This is a genomic window from Actinomycetospora sp. TBRC 11914, from assembly GCF_012933465.1.
GTDB lineage: Bacteria > Actinomycetota > Actinomycetes > Mycobacteriales > Pseudonocardiaceae > Actinomycetospora.
Genome location: NZ_JABBND010000001.1, coordinates 957,887 through 973,199 on the forward strand (window position 1 = coordinate 957,887; position 15,313 = coordinate 973,199).

Genomic DNA, 15,313 nt, shown 5'->3' on the forward strand with positions numbered 1-15,313 from the left:
CCCGCCTACGAGGCCAGCTCCCGCACCGGCGAGCCCGCCGCGAACGCCTCGATGTCCTCCACCGCGTCGGCGTACATCTCGGCGAACGTCTCCGAGGTCACGTAGCCGAGGTGCGGGGTGAGCACGGTCCGCGGCGCCGAGCGCCACGGCGAGTCGGCCGGGAGCGGCTCGGTGCCGTACACGTCCAGCCCCGCCCCGCCGATCGACCCCGCCCGCAGGGCCTCCAGCAGCGCGTCCTCGTCGACGATCGGGCCGCGCGAGGTGTTCACCAGCACCGCGTGCGCGGTCATCCGCGCCAGGTCCTCCCGCCCGACGAGGCCGCGGCTGCCCCGGGAGAGCTTCATGTGGATCGTCACGACGTCGGAGGTGGCGAACAGCTCCTCCCTCGACACCGGCGTGACGCCCACGGCGCGGGCGTCGTCGGGGTCGAGGTGGCGGCTCCACGCCGCGACATCCATGCCGAAGGCCTGCCCGACGGCGGCCACCGGCTTCCCGATCCCGCCCAGCCCGACGACGCCGAGGCGGCGCCCCTTGAGGTCGGCGCCGACCGTCTGCTGCCAGCCGCCCTCGCGCAGCCGCCGGTCCTCCTCGGGCACGTGGCGCACCACCGCGAGGATCAGCGCCCAGGTCATCTCGACGGTGGCCGCGTTGTCGAGCACCCCGCCGGTCCCGCAGACCGTGATCCCGGCCCGGTGCGCCGCCGCCACGTCGATCGCGGCGTTCGCCGGACCCGTCGTCACCAGCAGCCGCAGGTTCGGCAGCATCTCCAGCACCTCCGCCGGGAACGCGGTGCGCTCGCGCATGACGACGAGCGCGTCGAAGGGCTCGAGGGCGGCGACGACGTCGTCGGGACCGCCGAGGTGGTGGTGGAACGTGGTGATCTCGGCGCCGAGGCCGTCGGTGACCCGCTCCCACGGCGCGCTCTGCCGGGCCACGTGCTGGTAGTCGTCCAGGATCGCGACCTTGCGGACCTCGGGCACGGTGGCCGACCTCCTCCGTCGGGCGGGGACGGGCTCCCCGGCGCGGTGTGCCCCCGGGAATGGCCGGGCACACACCCCGACGTGAGCCTCACCCTCGCCCCCCGCGGCCCCCGCCTGCTCCTCTACGCCGAGCGCCCGCGCCGGCGGATGCTGCAGGTGCTCACCGACCTCGCCGTCGCGGTGTGGGTCGTGCTGGTGGTGACCGCGGCGATCGCGCTGCACGACACGGTGCTCGCCCTGCAGGCCCCGGGCCGCGGGCTGACCGACGCGGGCGACCGCGTGCGCGGCGTGTTCGACGGGGCCGCGCAGGCGGCCGGCGGCGTGCCGTTCGTCGGCGACCGGCTCTCCGGGGCGTTCTCCCCCGGCGCCGACGCCGGGACGGCGATCGCGGACGCCGGACAGGCCCAGGTGGAGGCGGTGGCCGCCGTCGCGACCGGGCTGGCGTGGCTCGTGGTGGTCGTCGCCGCCGTGCCGGTCCTCACGACCTGGCTCGCGCTGCGGGTGCGCTGGGTGCTGCGGGCCCGGCAGTCCCTCGCCGCCCGCGACCTCGACGTGGACCTCCTCGCCCTGCGGGCCCTGACGCGCGGGGCGCCCCGCCGGGTGCGGCGCGCCGCCGGACCGGGCGGGGACGCGGCCGGGGCCTGGCGCCGCGGCGACCCCGCGGTGCTGATCCGGCTGGCGGACGTCGAGCTGCGCCGCATGGGCCTGCGCGGGGCCACGTCCGTGACGACGTCCGCCCCGATCGCGACCCGTCCGGACGAGCGACGAGACGAGTGACACGCGGGGGCGTCACCGCGGGGACACGCCGGGACGCCCTACCCTGCACCCGTCCGGAGAGCTGATCGGGCGATACGGGAAAGTGGGGACGTGGTCACCGTGGGCTCCGGCAGGACGAACGCGGCGCGAGACGTCCTCGCGCGCGCGACCGCGGCCGCGCGCGCCCGGCTCACCGGGTTCGTCGCCCGCCACTACCTCGCCTGGCGCAGCAGACGCGGGCTCGACCCGATGAGCCTGATCCCCGAGCACGCGCTCATGCCGCTGCGCCGTGACGGCCTCGACCCGGTGCCCGCGCTGCGCGAGGCCCGCGAGGACCACCCGGTGCGCGACTTCCCGCTGCCCTACGGCGTCAAGGCCTGGCTGGTGACGGGGAACGCGGAGGCCCGGGACATCCTGGGGCGCACCGAGGGCCTCTCCACCGACTTCGGTCACCTGGTGGGCTCGGCGGGCATCAAGTCGGGCCAGAACCCGGGCGGCCTCGGCTTCACCGACCCGCCCGAGCACACCCGGCTGCGGCGCCTGCTCACCCCCGAGTTCACGGGACGGCGGCTCTCGCGGCTCGGGCCGCGGATCACCGAGATCGTCGAGGGCCGGCTCGACGCCATGGCCGAGCTCGCGGCGGCCGGCGAACCGGTCGACCTGGTGCGCGACTTCGCCACCCCGATCCCCGCGCTCACGATCTGCGAGCTGCTCGGCATCCCGTACGACGAGCGCGACGAGTTCCAGGCGCTCTCGACGGCGCGGTTCGACCTGCTCAGCGGGGCCACGGCCGCGTTCGACAAGATCTCGGACTCGCTGGTGTACCTGCGCGGGGTGGTGGAGCGGCAGCGCGACCGGCCCGGCGAGGGCCTGCTCGGGATGCTGATCCGCGAGCACGGCGACGAGCTGGACACCGACGAGCTGGCCGAGCTCGCCGACGGGCTGCTCACCGGCGGGCTGGAGACCTCGGCGTCGATGCTGGCGCTGGGCGCGGTGATCCTGCTGCGCGACCCGTCCGTCGCGGCGATGGTCCGCGACGAGCCGGGCTCGGTGCACGGCTTCGTCGAGGAGCTGCTGCGCTACCTGACCGTCGTCCAGATCGCGTTCCCGCGGTTCGCGACCCAGGACATGGTGATCGGCGGGGTCGAGGTGGCGGCGGGCGACGCGCTGCTCGTCTCGCTCTCCGGCGCCGACCGGGACCCGCGGCTCACGCCCGACCCGGAGCGGTTCGACCCGCGCCGCGAGCCCACGCCGCACCTCGCGTTCGGGCACGGTATCCACCGCTGCATCGGCGCGGAGCTGGCCCGCATGGAGCTGCGGACCGCCTACCCGGCGCTGCTGCGGCGGTTCCCGCACCTGACGCTGGCCGCGGCGGAGTCGACGCTGCCGCTGCGGACGACGTCGGTGGTGTACGGGGTGGACGCGCTGCCGGTGTCGCTGGGGGCCTCCTAGTGCCAGCGGCGCCCTATCGGCGTGCTCCCCTTGACTGCTTGCGTCCAGTGGCAGGAAAGCCGCGTCGTCGAGGGGATCCGCGACCGTGAGCGAGCGCCGCGTGACCCGCGACATCGTCGTCGACGCCCCGCCGTCCGCCGTCTTCGAGGTCCTCGCCGACCCGCGGGCCCACGGCGAGTTCGACGGGTCGGGCACGGTCCGGTCCGCGATCGCGGGCCCCGCCCGGCTCTCCCTCGGCGACCGGTTCGGGATGTCGATGCGCCTCGGCGTCCCGTACACGATCAACAACGAGGTCGTGGAGTTCGAGGAGGGCCGCCGCATCGGCTGGCGCCACGTCGGGCACCACGTCTGGCGCTACGAGCTGGAGCCCGTCGGTGAGGGGTCGACGCGGGTCAGCGAGACCTTCGACTGGTCCACCTCCCGCGCGCCGTGGCTGCTCGAGCTCGTCGGCTACCCCGCCACGAACACCCGCGGCATCGAGGCGACGCTGCCGCGGCTCAAGGCCTACGTCGAGGGCCGGTCCTGACGGTCCTGCTCCACCGCCGGTGACGACGCCTGCGCCCACCACCGCCGGGGGATCCGGCCCGCCCCGCGGGCCAGCCGGCCCGACTCCACCGCCAGCCGCATCGCGGTCGCCATCGCCTCGGGATCCGACGCACGCGTCACCGCCGTCGCCAGCAGCACCGCGTCGCAGCCCAGTTCCATGGCCTGCGCCGCCTCCGACGCCGTCCCGATGCCCGCGTCGAGCACCACCGGCACCGGTGACGCCGCAACGATCATCTCGATGTTGTGCGGGTTCCGGATGCCGAGCCCGGTCCCGATCGGCGATCCCAGCGGCATCACCGCCGCGCAGCCGGCATCGGCGAGCTTGGACGCGAGCACCGGGTCGTCGTTGGTGTAGGGCAGGACGGTGAAGCCGTCGTCGACGAGCTGCTCGGCGGCGTCGAGGAGCTCGATGGGGTCGGGCAGCAGCGTGCGGTCGTCGGCGATCACCTCGAGCTTGACCAGGTCGGTGCCCAGCGCCTCGCGGGCGAGCCGCGCGGTCAGCACGGCCTCGGCCGCGGTCCGGCAGCCCGCGGTGTTGGGCAGCGCCTCGATGCCCAGCCGCTCCAGCAGCGCCAGCACCCCGGGCCCGCCACCGGCGTCGAGGCGGCGCATGGCCACCGTCGTCAGCGCCGTCCCGGACGCGACGAGCGCCCGCTCGAGCACCGACAGGTTGGCCGCGCCCCCGGTCCCCATGATCAGCCGCGAGCCGATCTCCCGGCCCCCGATCACCAGCGGATCGCCCATGTCAGCCTCCCTGCACCGCGGTGAGCACCTCGAGCACCGCGCCGTCGCGCAGCCGCGTCGACGCCCACGCCGTGCGTGGCACGACCTCCCCCGCCAGCGCCACGGCCACCCCGCGGTCGGGCACGCCGTGGGCGGCGAGGACGTCGGCGAGGGTCGCGTCGGGCGCGACCTCGGTCACCACCCCGTTCACGAGCACGGTCACGAGGACACCTCCAGCGGGGCGAGCCGGGCCGCCGCGGCCGCGCGCGACTCCTCGGGCACGGGACGACCGGCGAGCAGGTCGGCGACGACGTCGGCCGTCAGCGCGGTGAGCAGGATGCCGCCCCGGCCGTGGCCGAAGCAGGCGAGCAGACCCTCGGGGGCGCCCGGGACGGGACCCAGCACCGGCAGGTTGTCGGCGGTGCCGGGCCGGAACGACGCCGCCGACTCCTCCAGGGCGTAGTCGGCGAGCCCGGGGAACACGCGCTCGGCGTCGGCGAGGAGGTCGCGGACGCCGCCGACGGTCACGTCGGCGTCGAACCCGGCCTCGTACTGCGTCGCGCCCAGGACGAGCCGCCCGCCGTCGCGCGGGACCGCGTACACCGCGCGCCCGGCGACCGCCGCCCGCACCGTCCGCGTCGGCGGCGGCAGCGACCCGGCGCGGGCCCGCACCCGCAGGATCTCCCCCTTGACCGGGCGCACCAGGCCGCCCAGCGCCGGGTGCAGCGCCCCCGACCACGCCCCGGCCGCGACGACGACCCGCTCCGCGCGGACCTCCTCGCCGGAAGCCAGCGCGACGCCGGCCACCGCCCCGCCGGACTCGGTCACCCGCGTCGCCGGCTCGCGGCGCACGACGACCCCCGCCCGCTCGGCGGCGGCGGCGAGTGCGGCGAGCAGCAGGCGGTTGTCGACGGCGAGGTCGTCGGGCACGGCGAGCCCGGCCCGCACCGCGGGTCCCAGGGCGGGTTCCTGACGACGGGTCTCGCGGCCGGTCAGGCGTTCGGCGTCGCGTCCCCAGGCCCGCAGGTGCTCGACGATGCGGTCGAGGTCCTCGCGGTCGGCGGCGTCGACGACGACGGCGAGGGTCCCCTCGCGGCGCAGCCCGACCGACCGCCCGGAGGCACCCTCGACGGCGGCGGCGAACCCCGGCCAGCGCGCGAGCGACGCCGCACCGAGCTCGAGCAGCGCGCGCTCGCCGGGCCAGGCCTCGGTGATCGGCGCGAGCATCCCGCCGGCGACCCACGAGGCGCCCGAGCCCGGCGCGGGGTCGACGAGGACGACCTCGTCCGCGAGGTGGTCGCGGGCGGCGACCCAGGCCGCCGTCGTGCCGACGACGCCGGCGCCGAGGACGACGAGTCGGTCGGTCATGCTCTTCCCTCCCTGCGCCGGCATGACCCGGATCAGGTTCGACGGTCGGGACCGTGGGTCCCCTCTCAGCCCGGCCGCTCCGGGCTCCCGTGGTGGTGCTCGCCCGTCACCCTACGCGCTAGCGTCGCCGGCGATGACCAGCTCGACGCACGCCCCCGGGACCGGCACCCGTCGTCGGGAGCGCCTCGCCCGGGCACGGCTGTACCTGTGCACCGACGCCCGGCGGGAGCGGGGCGACCTCGCCGAGTTCGCCGACGCCGCGCTGCGCGGCGGGGTGGACGTGCTGCAGCTGCGGGAGAAGGGGATGGAGGCGCGCGAGGAGCTCGACGCGCTGGCCGTCCTCGGGGAGGCGTGCCGCCGGCACGACGCGCTGCTCGCGGTCAACGACCGCGCCGACCTCGCGCTCGCCGCGGGCGCCGACGTGCTCCACCTCGGCCAGGACGACCTGCCCGTCGACGTGGCGCGGCGGATCCTCGGCGACGACGTCCTGATCGGCCGGTCCACGCACGACGAGGCCCAGGCGCGGGCGGCGGCGGTCGAGCCCGGCGTCGACTACTTCTGCACCGGTCCGTGCTGGCCCACCCCGACCAAGCCGGGCCGTCCGGCGCCGGGCCTCGACCTGGTCCGGGCGACCGCCGCGGCGGCCCCCGACCGGCCGTGGTTCGCGATCGGCGGGATCGACCACGCGCGGCTCCCGGAGGTCCTGGCCGCGGGGGCGACGCGGGTCGTCGTCGTGCGCGCGATCACCGAGGCGGAGGACCCGGAGGCGGCCAGCAGGTGCCTGACGGCTCGTGAGCACTAAGTGTCGCTATAGCGACACTTAGTGCTCACGAGCGCGAAGCGCACCTACTGGCCGGAACCCTGCTCCTGGAACTGCGGGACCAGCGAGGACAGCACCCCGCCGCCGCCGGTGTTGCCCGACTGCCGGCTCGTGCTCGGCGTCGTGGTCCGCGAGGAGTTCGAGCCGGACTGCTGGGTCTGCTGGCCGCCGGTCCGGTCGGACGACTCGGTGGTGCTGGGCTCCGACCCGTCCGAGTTCTCCGTGGTCGGCGTGTCGCTGCTCGTCTGCGGCTGGGTCGTCGACTCGCCGAACAGCGACCCGACCGACGTCCCCGAGCTGCCGCCCGAGAGCGGGTGCCCGGCGGCCGACTCGACCGCGAAGCTCGCCAGCAGGCCGATCGCGAAGATGCTGGCCGCGACCCCGCCGAGCGTCACCCACGTCTTCCAGGAGCGCTTGCGACGGGGCCGGTCGACCGCCCCGGCGAGCTGGGTCGGGTCGTCGTCGGGAGCCGCGCCGAGGTAGGCCGTCGTCGGGTCGCCGCCGGGCGGGGGCACCGGCATCCCCGGGGGCGGGGTGGGCACGCCGGGCATGCCGACGCGGCGGGTCGGGTCGGCCGGGCCGGTGCCGCGCGGCGGCGTCCCCGGCGGCAGCAGCCGTCCGTCCGGCCCGCGGGGCGGGCCCTCGGGGGTGCGCGCGTCGGGGATGCGGCGCGTCGGGTCGGCGGGCGCGGGCACCGGCCGGCCGGCGGAGTCGAGGCGGGTCGTGACGGTGCGCCCGCCCGCGCGCAGCTGCTGCGGGGCGCCGGCCTGCTGGGTGGGCTGGGCCTGCGGGGCCGGCTGTGGGGTGCCGACCTGGCGGCGCCCGGGGGCGAGGCCGCCGTCGGGCAGCCGGTGCGTGGGCAGCGGCGGGACGGCGCCGCGGTTGGGCGGGCCACCGGGCGGCGGCGCCCCGGGTGGGCGCGCCCCGGCACCGGGCCGCGCCCCCGGGCCGCCCGGGCGCTGGGCGCCCTGCGGGTTCGCGGCCGGGATGCCGTCGCCGGTCACCTTGGCGACCGCCTGCGCGACCTTGGTCCCGGCGGCGGCGTTGACGACGAGCCGGTCCTTGACCGCGTCCCGGGTGCGCTCCAGCGAGCGCTGGTAGAGCGACGACCCGACCGTCGAGATGACCGACGCGACCGCGGCGCCGCCGATGGTCCCGGCGACGCCCATGAACGACCCCAGGATCGCCGCCGTCGCCGCGGCGAGTGCGCCGGCGACGATCTGCGGGACCGACAGCCCCGAGGACGACGTCTTCGAGTCGTCCGGTGGCGTCGCGTCGCCTCCTGCCGTCCTCGTCGAGGTCTGTGCCATGGCTCCCAGGGCTCGTCGTCACATCGGGGTCGGTGCGGTCGTGGACAGGGCAGCAGGGATCGCCCGCTGCCCCGGATCCGTCTCTGGAGACGCCCTCCAGGGTGCCAGGGTGGCCCGACGGTGAGGGCGTTCACCCGTCTTTCTCCGGATCGATCTTCGCGGCGACCAACGCGATGCTCCGTACGGGCCAGTAGTCGTGGGGCTGACCTGCGGAGGATGATCGGGCCCATGTCCTGGAGCACCTTCGTCGCCGTCGGCGACAGCTTCACCGAGGGGGTCGGGGACCTCGACCCGCGGACCGGCCGGGAGCGCGGCTGGGCCGACCGGGTGGCCGAGGCCCTGGCGGCCCGCGACCCCGACCTCCGCTACGCCAACCTCGCCGTACGCGGGCAGCTGCTCGACCAGGTCGTCGAGACGCAGGTCGAGCGCGCCCACGCCATGTCGCCGGACCTGGTCAGCGTCTGCGCGGCCGGCAACGACCTGCTGCGGCCGTCGGCGAGGCCCGCCGAGCTCGCGCAGCGGCTCGAGGCCGCCGTCGCACGGCTCGGTGACGAGGGCGCGGACGTGCTGGTGTTCACGGGCTTCAACACCCGGGCGACGCCGGTCGTCGACCTCGTGGGCCGGCGGCTGGCGACGATGAACCAGCTCATCCGTGACCTCGCGCACCGGCAGGGCGCCCACCTGGTCGACATGTGGGAGATGGACACCCTCGCCGACCCGCGGGCCCGCGCCGACGACCGGCTGCACCTCAACCCCGACGGGCACCGGCGGGTGGCCGCGCGGGTGCTCGAGGTGCTCGGCGTCCCCACCGAGGACGACTGGCGCGAGCCCTGGCCACCGATGGAGCAGGCGCCCTGGGTGCGCCGCCGCGAGGCCGACATCCGCTGGGCCCGCGAGCACCTCATCCCGTGGGTGCAGCGGCGGGTCACCGGCCAGAGCACCGGGGACGGGCGGCCGGCGAAGCGTCCGGAGCCGGCGCCGGTCCGCTGACGACGACGGGCCTTTCCTGCCACTGGATGCAAGCGAAGCGTCGTTGCTTGCATCCAGTGGCAGGAAAGCCGCGTCGTCAGCCGGGCGTCTCGGCCTCGTCGGCGGCCCGCTCCTCCACCGGCCGGGCGTCCACCGGGTGCCGCGGCCCGGGGTGCTCCGGCGGCAGCGCCGAGCGCACCAGCGGCCACGACCCCAGGGCGCAGAGGATCACCAGCGGCCACGTGAGCACGACCTGGGCGATCCCCAGCGCGACCACCTCGTCGGCGAACCACAGCGGCAGCAGCACCACGATGCGCACCAGGTACTGCGCGGCCCACAGCCAGCTCGCCCGCGAGTAGCCGCGCACCAGGTCCGGGTCGTACCGCCACGACCGCGGCTTGCCCAGCGCCGCGCTCACCACGAGCCCGAGCAGCGGCCACCGGATCGCGATCGACACGAGCCAGGCCGCGAGGCTCCCGGCGTTGGCGATGATGCGCGGGAGGAAGAAGTCCTCGGCCCGGCCGGTGTAGAGCGCGACCAGCGTGGCGGCGACGGCGATCAGCAGGCCCACGGCCGCCGCGCCCGGTCGCTCCCCGGCGCGCCAGCGCACGACGGCGACCACCCCGGCGACGACGACCGACGCGAGGCCGCCGAGCAGGATCGGCTCCGGCCACGACGCGGCCCGCGCGACCAGCCAGACGACGACGAACACCGCGGTCGGCAGCACGGCGTCCGCCATGCGGCGCCCGGTCCCCGCGAGGATCTCGAGGAGGGGGTCGTCCCGCCGCCGCAGCCGCACGACGTCCACTGTAGGTGAGGGGAGCCTCGCCTCAGATCGGTGTGAGGAGCTAGGGGCTCGCGGCCGGCGCGATCCCGCGGCGCATCATCTCGGCGCGGAACTCCGGCGAGGGCGTGGACGGTGTCGAGACGTCCACGAGCAGGCCGTTCGGGTCGGTGAGGAGCATCCGACGGCGGCCGTAGAACTGGTCGCGCGGCGGCGCCACCACCGGCACGCCCTGGCGACGGGCCTCGACGTGCAGCGCGTCGACGTCGTCGACGACGAAGGTCAGGACGATGCCCGCGGGGTCGGCGCGGTAGGGCGGTGGGACCATCTCGTGCCCGACCGCCCAGATCCCGAGCTCGGCCGCCGGCTGCCCCTCGCCGTCGGGCGTCGTCGTGAGCGCCACGTAGTACTCGCTGTCGAAGGCGACCTCGAAGCCCAGGAGGGCCACGTAGAAGTCACGCGTCTCGGGCAGCCGGTCGGACAGGATGGTCGGGAACGCTCGACGCAGCGCCATCGGGGCCTCCTCGCGGGTCGGGCCCATCATGGGCGATGCCCCCGACAGCGCCGAGGAGGGGTCACGACACGCCCGACCCCGCCTCGGACCCGATCCGGTCCAGCGCGTCCACGACCCCGCTGCCCACCGTCACGCGGATCACGGCCCAGCAGGCCTCGGTGAGCTGGGCCCCGAGCGTCGCGACGTCGGCGCCGTGGGCCTCGTCGAGCCAGTGCGCCGCGGCGGCGTCGACCATCCCGACGAGGCCGTAGGCCAGCGGGTGCGCCGTGGCCGGCGGGATCTCGGCGCCGAGCGAGCCGTCGACGAGCATCTGCGCGACGTGGGCCGACACCACGCCGCGCACGTTGGTGCTCGCGGACTCGTCGGCGTCGGCCGAGGGCAGCGAGTTGCGCTTGAGGTAGTGGTAGACGTTCGCGTGCTCCGAGAGCCAGCGCAGGTGCGCGGCGAGCGCGCGCTCGAGCATCTCCCGCGGCTCCCCGGACGGCCGCCACACCGGCTCCAGCTCGGTGACCAGCCGCTCGACGCTGCGGGCCGCGATGGCCGACTGCAGGTCGTCCTTGCCGTCGAAGTGGCGGTAGAGGCCGGGCCGCGAGACGCCGGCCTGGGCGGCGATCTGCTCGGTGGTGACCTCGGGGCCGTGCTCCTCGATGGCGACGACGGCGGCGTCGACCAGCTCGAGGCGCCGTGCCTCCCGGTGCCCTGCCCAGCGTCGTGTCCGGCCGTCCATGGTCCGACCAGAGTGCGCCCGGTCGGGCACAACCGCCAACTATGCGCTACACGGTGTACGGGGTACATTGCGTCGCATGACGACCCTCGACCGCGACCACGGCGCGGCCCGGCTGCTCACGGCCAGCGCCCGCCACACGCTGGACCCGGACCTCGAGGTCGACTGGGCGGCGCCGGTGGACCCGTGGGGCTGGGCGGTCCCGCCCGAGCGGGTCTCGCTGTACGGCACCGGTCTCTGGGACGACCTCGACGACGACGCCCGGCGCACGCTGGCCCGCCACGAGGCGGCCAGCCTGCTCTCGGTGGGGCTGTGGTTCGAGGTCCTGCTCATGCAGATGCTCACCCGCTACGCCTACGACCTCGACCTCCGGCGCCCGCACGCGCAGTACGCGCTGACCGAGGTCGGCGACGAGACCCGACACTCGGTGATGTTCGCGCGGACCGTCGACGCGCTGGGCTGCCCGGACTACCGCCCGCACGGCCGGCTGCACCGCGTCGGCGGGTGGTACGGCCACCTCGGGGCCGGGGCGAGCATGTTCGCGTCGGTGCTCGTCGCGGAGGAGGCCACCGACCGGCTGCAGCGCGAGTCGATGCACGACGACCGCGTCCTGCCGCTGATGCGCTCGGTCGCCCGGGTCCACGTCGTGGAGGAGGCCCGGCACGTGCGGTTCGCGCGCGAGGAGCTGGCCCGGCTGGTGCCGACGCTGTCGCCGGCGGCCCTGGAGAAGGAGCGGTGGTTGACCGCGCTGGTCGGCACCGAGGTCGTCAACTCGCTGTGGCAGGCGCGGATCTACCGCAGCGTCGGGCTCTCGGGCCGGGTGGGTCGCGCGGCGGCGCGGGCGAACCCGCACCACCGCGCGACGAAGCGGTTCATGCTGGAGAAGGTGCTGGCGTTCCTGGCCGAGGTCGGGATGGTCGGCGGGCCGTCGGAACGCCTCTGGCGGCGCGCGCTCGACTGACGCGTCCGGTACGAGCGGCCGGTCCATGACCTTCGATGGTCACGGACCGGCCGTTCGTGCGGACTGGCGGAGCGCTCAGAACGGCGCGTCGCCCCGGATCGCCACGCGCTCGGCCACGCGGACGTGCGACCCGTAGTCGCCCACCGCGTAGTGCTGCGTCGACCGGTTGTCCCAGAACGCCACCGTCCCCTCGGCCCAGCGGTACCGGACCTGGAACTCGGGCGTGTGCGCCTGGGCGAACAGGTGGCGCAGCAGCGCGTCGGACTCGACGGGCTCCAGGCCGACGATCCGCGTGGTGAACGCGGCGTTGACGAAGAGCGTCCGCCGCCCCGTCTCCGGATGGGTCCGGACGACGGGGTGGGTCACCGGCGGGAACGTGCCCTCCAACCGGGTCAGCTTCTCGGCCGGCAGGAAGCGCGCGAAGCCGGGCACCATGTCGTGCACCGCCACCGCGTCCTCGATCCGCGCCTTCACCTCGTCGGAGAGGTTGTCGTACGCGGCGGCCATGTCGGCCCACATCGTGTCCCCGCCGAACGGCGGCGTCGTGATCATCCGCAGGATCGCGCCCATCGCCGGCGCGGGCCGGAACGACGTGTCGACGTGCCAGATGTTCTCGTAGGTCGGGGGCCCGTCGCCGCCCTTGGCGAAGCGGACGACGCTCGGGTCCTCCCCCGCCTCGAGCAGCGGGTTGGTCTCGAGCTCGCCCCAGTGCCGCCCGAACTCGCGCTGGGCCGCGCTCGTCATGTCCTGGTCGGGGAAGAAGAGGACCTTCCACTCCAGGAGCGCGCGGTGGATCTCGGCCCGCAGCTCGTCGGTCAGCGGCGACGACAGGTCGACGCCGGTGATCGCGGCGCCGAGCGTCACGCCGACCGGGGTCAGCGTGAACGCGGTGTAGTCCTCGGAACAGCGGTCCGGCCCATCCCCCGGCAGGCGGCGCAGGTAGCGCTTGCCCTCGAGGAGATCGATGGCGGGAGTGGCACGGGGCCGGTCGGGGCTCGCCTGGTCCGTGCCGACCCCGCCGGTGGACACACCGGTTTCGAGGATGGTCGTCACGTCCACCGATCATGGGACATCGCGGGCCGGAGCGCCATCCGCTGAACGCCGAGGTCACGCCGGTCGTCGTCCGACACCGGATCAGCATCCCGCCGACACCTCGTCGATACACACGGAGAGTCAGGTGGGCCGTCGCTCCGGGGGGACCGCCGCACGACCGACGCAGGAGGGTCCTGCCGTGTCCGATCTCCGCGCTCCGGCGCCGTCACCGCCCGTGCCCGCCCTGGGCCGTTCGGCGGACGCCCCGCCGCGGCCGCGGGTGCTCGTCGTCGGGCCCCGCGCCGACGCCCACGGCGGCATCGGGAGCGTCCAGTGTGTCCTCGAGCAGCACGCGTCCGTGCTCGCCGACCTCGACGTCGTCGCCACCCACCGCGACGGACCGGCCGCGGTCCGGCTGTGGGCCATGGCGACCGGCACGGCCCGGGCCGCGTACCGCCTCGTCGCCCGGCGCCCGGCCGTGGCCCACATGCACGTCTCGCAGCGGACCTCGGTGCTGCGCAAGGGCGTGCTCGCCACGCTCGCCCGGACGCGCGGGGTACCGGTGGTGCTGCACCTGCACGGCTCGGAGTTCCTCGACTGGTTCGACGCGCTCCCACGTCCGGCCCGCGCCGCGGTCCGCGCGCTGCTGCGCCCGCACCGCCTCGTCGTGCTCTCCGAGACCCTGCGCGTGCCCTACCGCGCGCGCCTGGGGGTCCCCGACGAGCGGGTGGTCGCCCTGCCGAACCCCGTCGAGTGGCCGGCCGCGCTGCCACCGGTCGCCGCCGCCCCGGAGGAACGCGTGCTCGCGGTCTTCCTCGGGCGGCTGGGGGCGCGCAAGGGCATCTACGACCTGGTCGAGGCCTGCGCCCGCCTCGCGCCCCGGCAGCGCCGCCGGCTGCGCCTCGTGGCGGCGGGCGACGGCGAGGTCGAGGAGGTCCGGGCCGCGGTCGCCGAGGCCGGCGTCGGGGACGTCGTGGAGCCGGCGGGCTGGCTCGACCGCCCCGAGCGCGACGCCCTGCTCCGCCGCGCCCAGGTCCTCGTGCTCCCGAGCACGCACGAGGGTCTGCCCATGGCCGTGCTGGAGGCGATGGCGTGCGGGGTGGTGCCGGTCGTCACGCCGGTCGGCGCCCTGCCCGAGGTGGTGCAGGACGGCGTCAACGGCGCGGTGGTCCCGGTCGGCGACCCGGCGGCGCTCGCGCGGACCCTCGAGGACCTCGTCGCCGACGACGAGGCCCGCCGCACCCTGGCACGCCGCGCCCGGGCCGACGCGCAGGCCTACTCGGCCCCGCGCTGGGCCGCCCGGCTCGCGGCCGTCTGGGCCGACGCCGTCCGGATCGACGCCGACCGGATCGACGCCGACCGCCGCCCGCCGGGTCGGGGACGGCCCGCCGTCAGGCGCGGTGGAGCACGAAGAAGTACGGCGCCGCGTCGCCGCGGTGGTCCATGAGCCCGAGCAGCGTGGTGTCCGAGACCCGGCGGAAGACGTCGTTGATGGGCCGCGCGTCGTAGATCATCGTGGCGGTGGAGACGTCGCGGTACTCGGTGGCGCGCAGCCGCGCCGTGTACCGCGACGTCGCGAGCAGGGGCCGGGTGCCGGTGATGACGCGGTGCAGCCAGGGGCGGCGCACCGCCCGCGGGAGCGGGAGCCCCATCGGCACGCGGATCGGGTCGACGGCGAAGGTGCCGGTCCGGTCGGCGTTCCAGAACAGCAGCGGGTGGACGCGGTCGGCGTCGTCGAACCGCTTGCCCGCCCACCCGGTCGCCGCGAGCAGGCCGTCCATCGGGTGGCCGGTCGGGAACTCCTCCCCGCGCCACTCGCCGAGCATCTCCTCGGGGCGGACCGCCGGCAGCGTGTCGAACAGCGCCAGCGCCTCCCCGGTGTCGACGTCACCGCGGTTCGCGCGGGAGAGAAGGACGTCGAAGGACGGGTCCACGGTCGTCATGGCGGGCAGTGTGCCCCAGGTGCGCTGCGCGCCTGTGAGCACAAAGTGTCGGTATACCGACACTTTCTGCTCACGAGCGCGGAGCGCACCTAGTGGCGGGCGATGAGGTCGTCCAGCGTCAGGACCAGCCGCTGCGCCGTCCGGCCCGTCGTCACCGCCAGGACGTCGCGCAGCCCGCACAGGTGGGCCAGCGGGTCGCGCTGTCCCCGCGCGAACGGCGCGGCGGCGAGCGCCTCGGCGTGGCCGATGAGGGCGTCGACGCCCGGACCGAAGAGGCCGTCGTCGACGAGCGCGTCCAGCTCGACGATCGCGGTGCGCGCGACCATCCGGATCCGCGTCGCGTCCGACATGACACTCACGTCGAGTGACTCTAGGGACACCCAGCGTGGATGAAGCCCGCGTTCACCGAGGACGGTGACGGCCGTCCGGTG

At 75.9% G+C, this 15,313-nt stretch carries 18 protein-coding genes and 1 riboswitch; of the genes, 7 read left to right on the top strand and 11 right to left on the bottom strand.

Annotation, left to right across the window (positions count from 1 at the left end):
* Positions 1-5: 5 nt before the first annotated feature.
* Complete coding sequence (locus HH311_RS04530; protein WP_169182306.1) at positions 6-980, bottom strand: D-2-hydroxyacid dehydrogenase family protein; 975 nt, start codon at positions 978-980, stop codon at positions 6-8.
* A gap of 81 nt (positions 981-1,061) precedes the next feature.
* Here HH311_RS04530 and HH311_RS04535 point away from each other — a divergent pair, with 81 nt between their 5' ends.
* The 3 genes from HH311_RS04535 (at position 1,062) to HH311_RS04545 (ending at position 3,714) form a co-directional block, all read left to right on the top strand.
* Entirely contained in the window at positions 1,062-1,757 is a 696-nt protein-coding gene (locus tag HH311_RS04535; protein ID WP_169182307.1) for a hypothetical protein, read from the top strand.
* Positions 1,758-1,985: 228 nt separating this feature from the next.
* On the top strand, positions 1,986-3,188 hold the full coding sequence (locus HH311_RS04540) for a cytochrome P450 (protein WP_211189694.1): 1,203 nt from the start codon (positions 1,986-1,988) through the stop codon (positions 3,186-3,188).
* Positions 3,189-3,273: 85 nt separating this feature from the next.
* On the top strand, positions 3,274-3,714 hold the full coding sequence (locus HH311_RS04545; protein ID WP_169182308.1) for an SRPBCC family protein: 441 nt from the start codon (positions 3,274-3,276) through the stop codon (positions 3,712-3,714).
* Here HH311_RS04545 and HH311_RS04550 read toward each other — a convergent pair.
* The 3 genes from HH311_RS04550 to thiO form a co-directional block, all read right to left on the bottom strand.
* Positions 3,693-4,478: a thiazole synthase gene (locus HH311_RS04550; RefSeq protein WP_169182309.1), complete on the bottom strand. Its 786-nt coding sequence runs from the start codon at positions 4,476-4,478 to the stop codon at positions 3,693-3,695. The genes HH311_RS04545 and HH311_RS04550 overlap by 22 nt on opposite strands.
* 1 nt (position 4,479) lies before the next feature.
* Entirely contained in the window at positions 4,480-4,680 is a 201-nt protein-coding gene (thiS, locus tag HH311_RS31380; RefSeq protein WP_169182310.1) for a sulfur carrier protein ThiS, read from the bottom strand.
* Complete coding sequence (gene thiO / locus HH311_RS04560; RefSeq protein ID WP_169182311.1) at positions 4,677-5,825, bottom strand: glycine oxidase ThiO; 1,149 nt, start codon at positions 5,823-5,825, stop codon at positions 4,677-4,679. Before thiO ends, thiS begins: the two co-directional genes overlap by 4 nt.
* A riboswitch (TPP riboswitch) is annotated at positions 5,817-5,926 on the bottom strand. (Overlaps the previous gene by 9 nt.)
* A gap of 32 nt (positions 5,927-5,958) precedes the next feature.
* Between thiO and thiE the strand changes: the two genes are divergently transcribed.
* Positions 5,959-6,627, top strand: coding sequence for a thiamine phosphate synthase (gene thiE / locus HH311_RS04565; protein WP_169182312.1), 669 nt, complete (start codon positions 5,959-5,961; stop codon positions 6,625-6,627).
* A 44-nt stretch (positions 6,628-6,671) separates the two neighbouring features.
* On the opposite strand, the gene HH311_RS04570 is transcribed toward thiE, so the two are convergent.
* Entirely contained in the window at positions 6,672-7,955 is a 1,284-nt protein-coding gene (locus tag HH311_RS04570) for a hypothetical protein (protein ID WP_169182313.1), read from the bottom strand.
* Positions 7,956-8,183: 228 nt separating this feature from the next.
* Here HH311_RS04570 and HH311_RS04575 point away from each other — a divergent pair, with 228 nt between their 5' ends.
* The gene (locus tag HH311_RS04575) at positions 8,184-8,945 is read left to right on the top strand and encodes an SGNH/GDSL hydrolase family protein (RefSeq protein ID WP_169182314.1); all 762 of its coding nucleotides are present in this window, start codon (positions 8,184-8,186) and stop codon (positions 8,943-8,945) included.
* Between the two features lie 76 nt (positions 8,946-9,021).
* On the opposite strand, the gene HH311_RS04580 is transcribed toward HH311_RS04575, so the two are convergent.
* The 3 genes from HH311_RS04580 to HH311_RS04590 all read right to left on the bottom strand — a co-directional run bounded on the left by HH311_RS04580 (position 9,022) and on the right by HH311_RS04590 (position 10,949).
* Entirely contained in the window at positions 9,022-9,723 is a 702-nt protein-coding gene (locus tag HH311_RS04580) for a DUF3159 domain-containing protein (protein ID WP_312029943.1), read from the bottom strand.
* Between the two features lie 49 nt (positions 9,724-9,772).
* On the bottom strand, positions 9,773-10,222 hold the full coding sequence (locus HH311_RS04585; RefSeq protein ID WP_169182315.1) for a VOC family protein: 450 nt from the start codon (positions 10,220-10,222) through the stop codon (positions 9,773-9,775).
* A gap of 61 nt (positions 10,223-10,283) precedes the next feature.
* Positions 10,284-10,949: a TetR/AcrR family transcriptional regulator gene (locus tag HH311_RS04590; protein WP_169182316.1), complete on the bottom strand. Its 666-nt coding sequence runs from the start codon at positions 10,947-10,949 to the stop codon at positions 10,284-10,286.
* 76 nt (positions 10,950-11,025) lie between these two features.
* Here HH311_RS04590 and HH311_RS04595 point away from each other — a divergent pair, with 76 nt between their 5' ends.
* Complete coding sequence (locus HH311_RS04595) at positions 11,026-11,907, top strand: diiron oxygenase (RefSeq protein WP_169182317.1); 882 nt, start codon at positions 11,026-11,028, stop codon at positions 11,905-11,907.
* A gap of 75 nt (positions 11,908-11,982) precedes the next feature.
* On the opposite strand, the gene HH311_RS04600 is transcribed toward HH311_RS04595, so the two are convergent.
* Positions 11,983-12,951, bottom strand: coding sequence for a TauD/TfdA dioxygenase family protein (locus HH311_RS04600; protein ID WP_396027423.1), 969 nt, complete (start codon positions 12,949-12,951; stop codon positions 11,983-11,985).
* A 187-nt stretch (positions 12,952-13,138) separates the two neighbouring features.
* Here HH311_RS04600 and HH311_RS04605 point away from each other — a divergent pair, with 187 nt between their 5' ends.
* The gene (locus tag HH311_RS04605; protein WP_169182319.1) at positions 13,139-14,386 is read left to right on the top strand and encodes a glycosyltransferase family 4 protein; all 1,248 of its coding nucleotides are present in this window, start codon (positions 13,139-13,141) and stop codon (positions 14,384-14,386) included.
* On the opposite strand, the gene HH311_RS04610 is transcribed toward HH311_RS04605, so the two are convergent.
* Together HH311_RS04610 and HH311_RS04615 are read right to left on the bottom strand one after the other, a co-directional pair.
* Positions 14,331-14,882, bottom strand: coding sequence for a DUF4334 domain-containing protein (locus HH311_RS04610; protein WP_169182320.1), 552 nt, complete (start codon positions 14,880-14,882; stop codon positions 14,331-14,333). The two genes, HH311_RS04605 and HH311_RS04610, sit on opposite strands and share 56 nt — an antisense overlap.
* Before the next feature lie 89 nt (positions 14,883-14,971).
* A complete protein-coding gene (locus HH311_RS04615) occupies positions 14,972-15,241 on the bottom strand; it encodes a hypothetical protein (protein ID WP_169182321.1) in 270 nt (89 codons plus the stop codon).
* Between the last annotated feature and the right edge of the window lie 72 nt (positions 15,242-15,313).

Bases quoted from the DNA above. Each gene is read 5' to 3' on its own strand.
- HH311_RS04610 (WP_169182320.1), bottom strand. From the start codon at position 14,882: ATGACGACCGTGGACCCGTCCTTCGACGTCCTTCTCTCCCGCGCGAAC.
- HH311_RS04575 (WP_169182314.1), top strand. From the start codon at position 8,184: ATGTCCTGGAGCACCTTCGTCGCCGTCGGCGACAGCTTCACCGAGGGG.
- HH311_RS04590 (WP_169182316.1), bottom strand. From the start codon at position 10,949: ATGGACGGCCGGACACGACGCTGGGCAGGGCACCGGGAGGCACGGCGC.
- HH311_RS04570 (WP_169182313.1), bottom strand. From the start codon at position 7,955: ATGGCACAGACCTCGACGAGGACGGCAGGAGGCGACGCGACGCCACCG.
- thiO (WP_169182311.1), bottom strand. From the start codon at position 5,825: ATGACCGACCGACTCGTCGTCCTCGGCGCCGGCGTCGTCGGCACGACG.
- thiE (WP_169182312.1), top strand. From the start codon at position 5,959: ATGACCAGCTCGACGCACGCCCCCGGGACCGGCACCCGTCGTCGGGAG.
- HH311_RS04585 (WP_169182315.1), bottom strand. From the start codon at position 10,222: ATGGCGCTGCGTCGAGCGTTCCCGACCATCCTGTCCGACCGGCTGCCC.
- HH311_RS04595 (WP_169182317.1), top strand. From the start codon at position 11,026: ATGACGACCCTCGACCGCGACCACGGCGCGGCCCGGCTGCTCACGGCC.
- HH311_RS04550 (WP_169182309.1), bottom strand. From the start codon at position 4,478: ATGGGCGATCCGCTGGTGATCGGGGGCCGGGAGATCGGCTCGCGGCTG.
- HH311_RS04540 (WP_211189694.1), top strand. From the start codon at position 1,986: ATGAGCCTGATCCCCGAGCACGCGCTCATGCCGCTGCGCCGTGACGGC.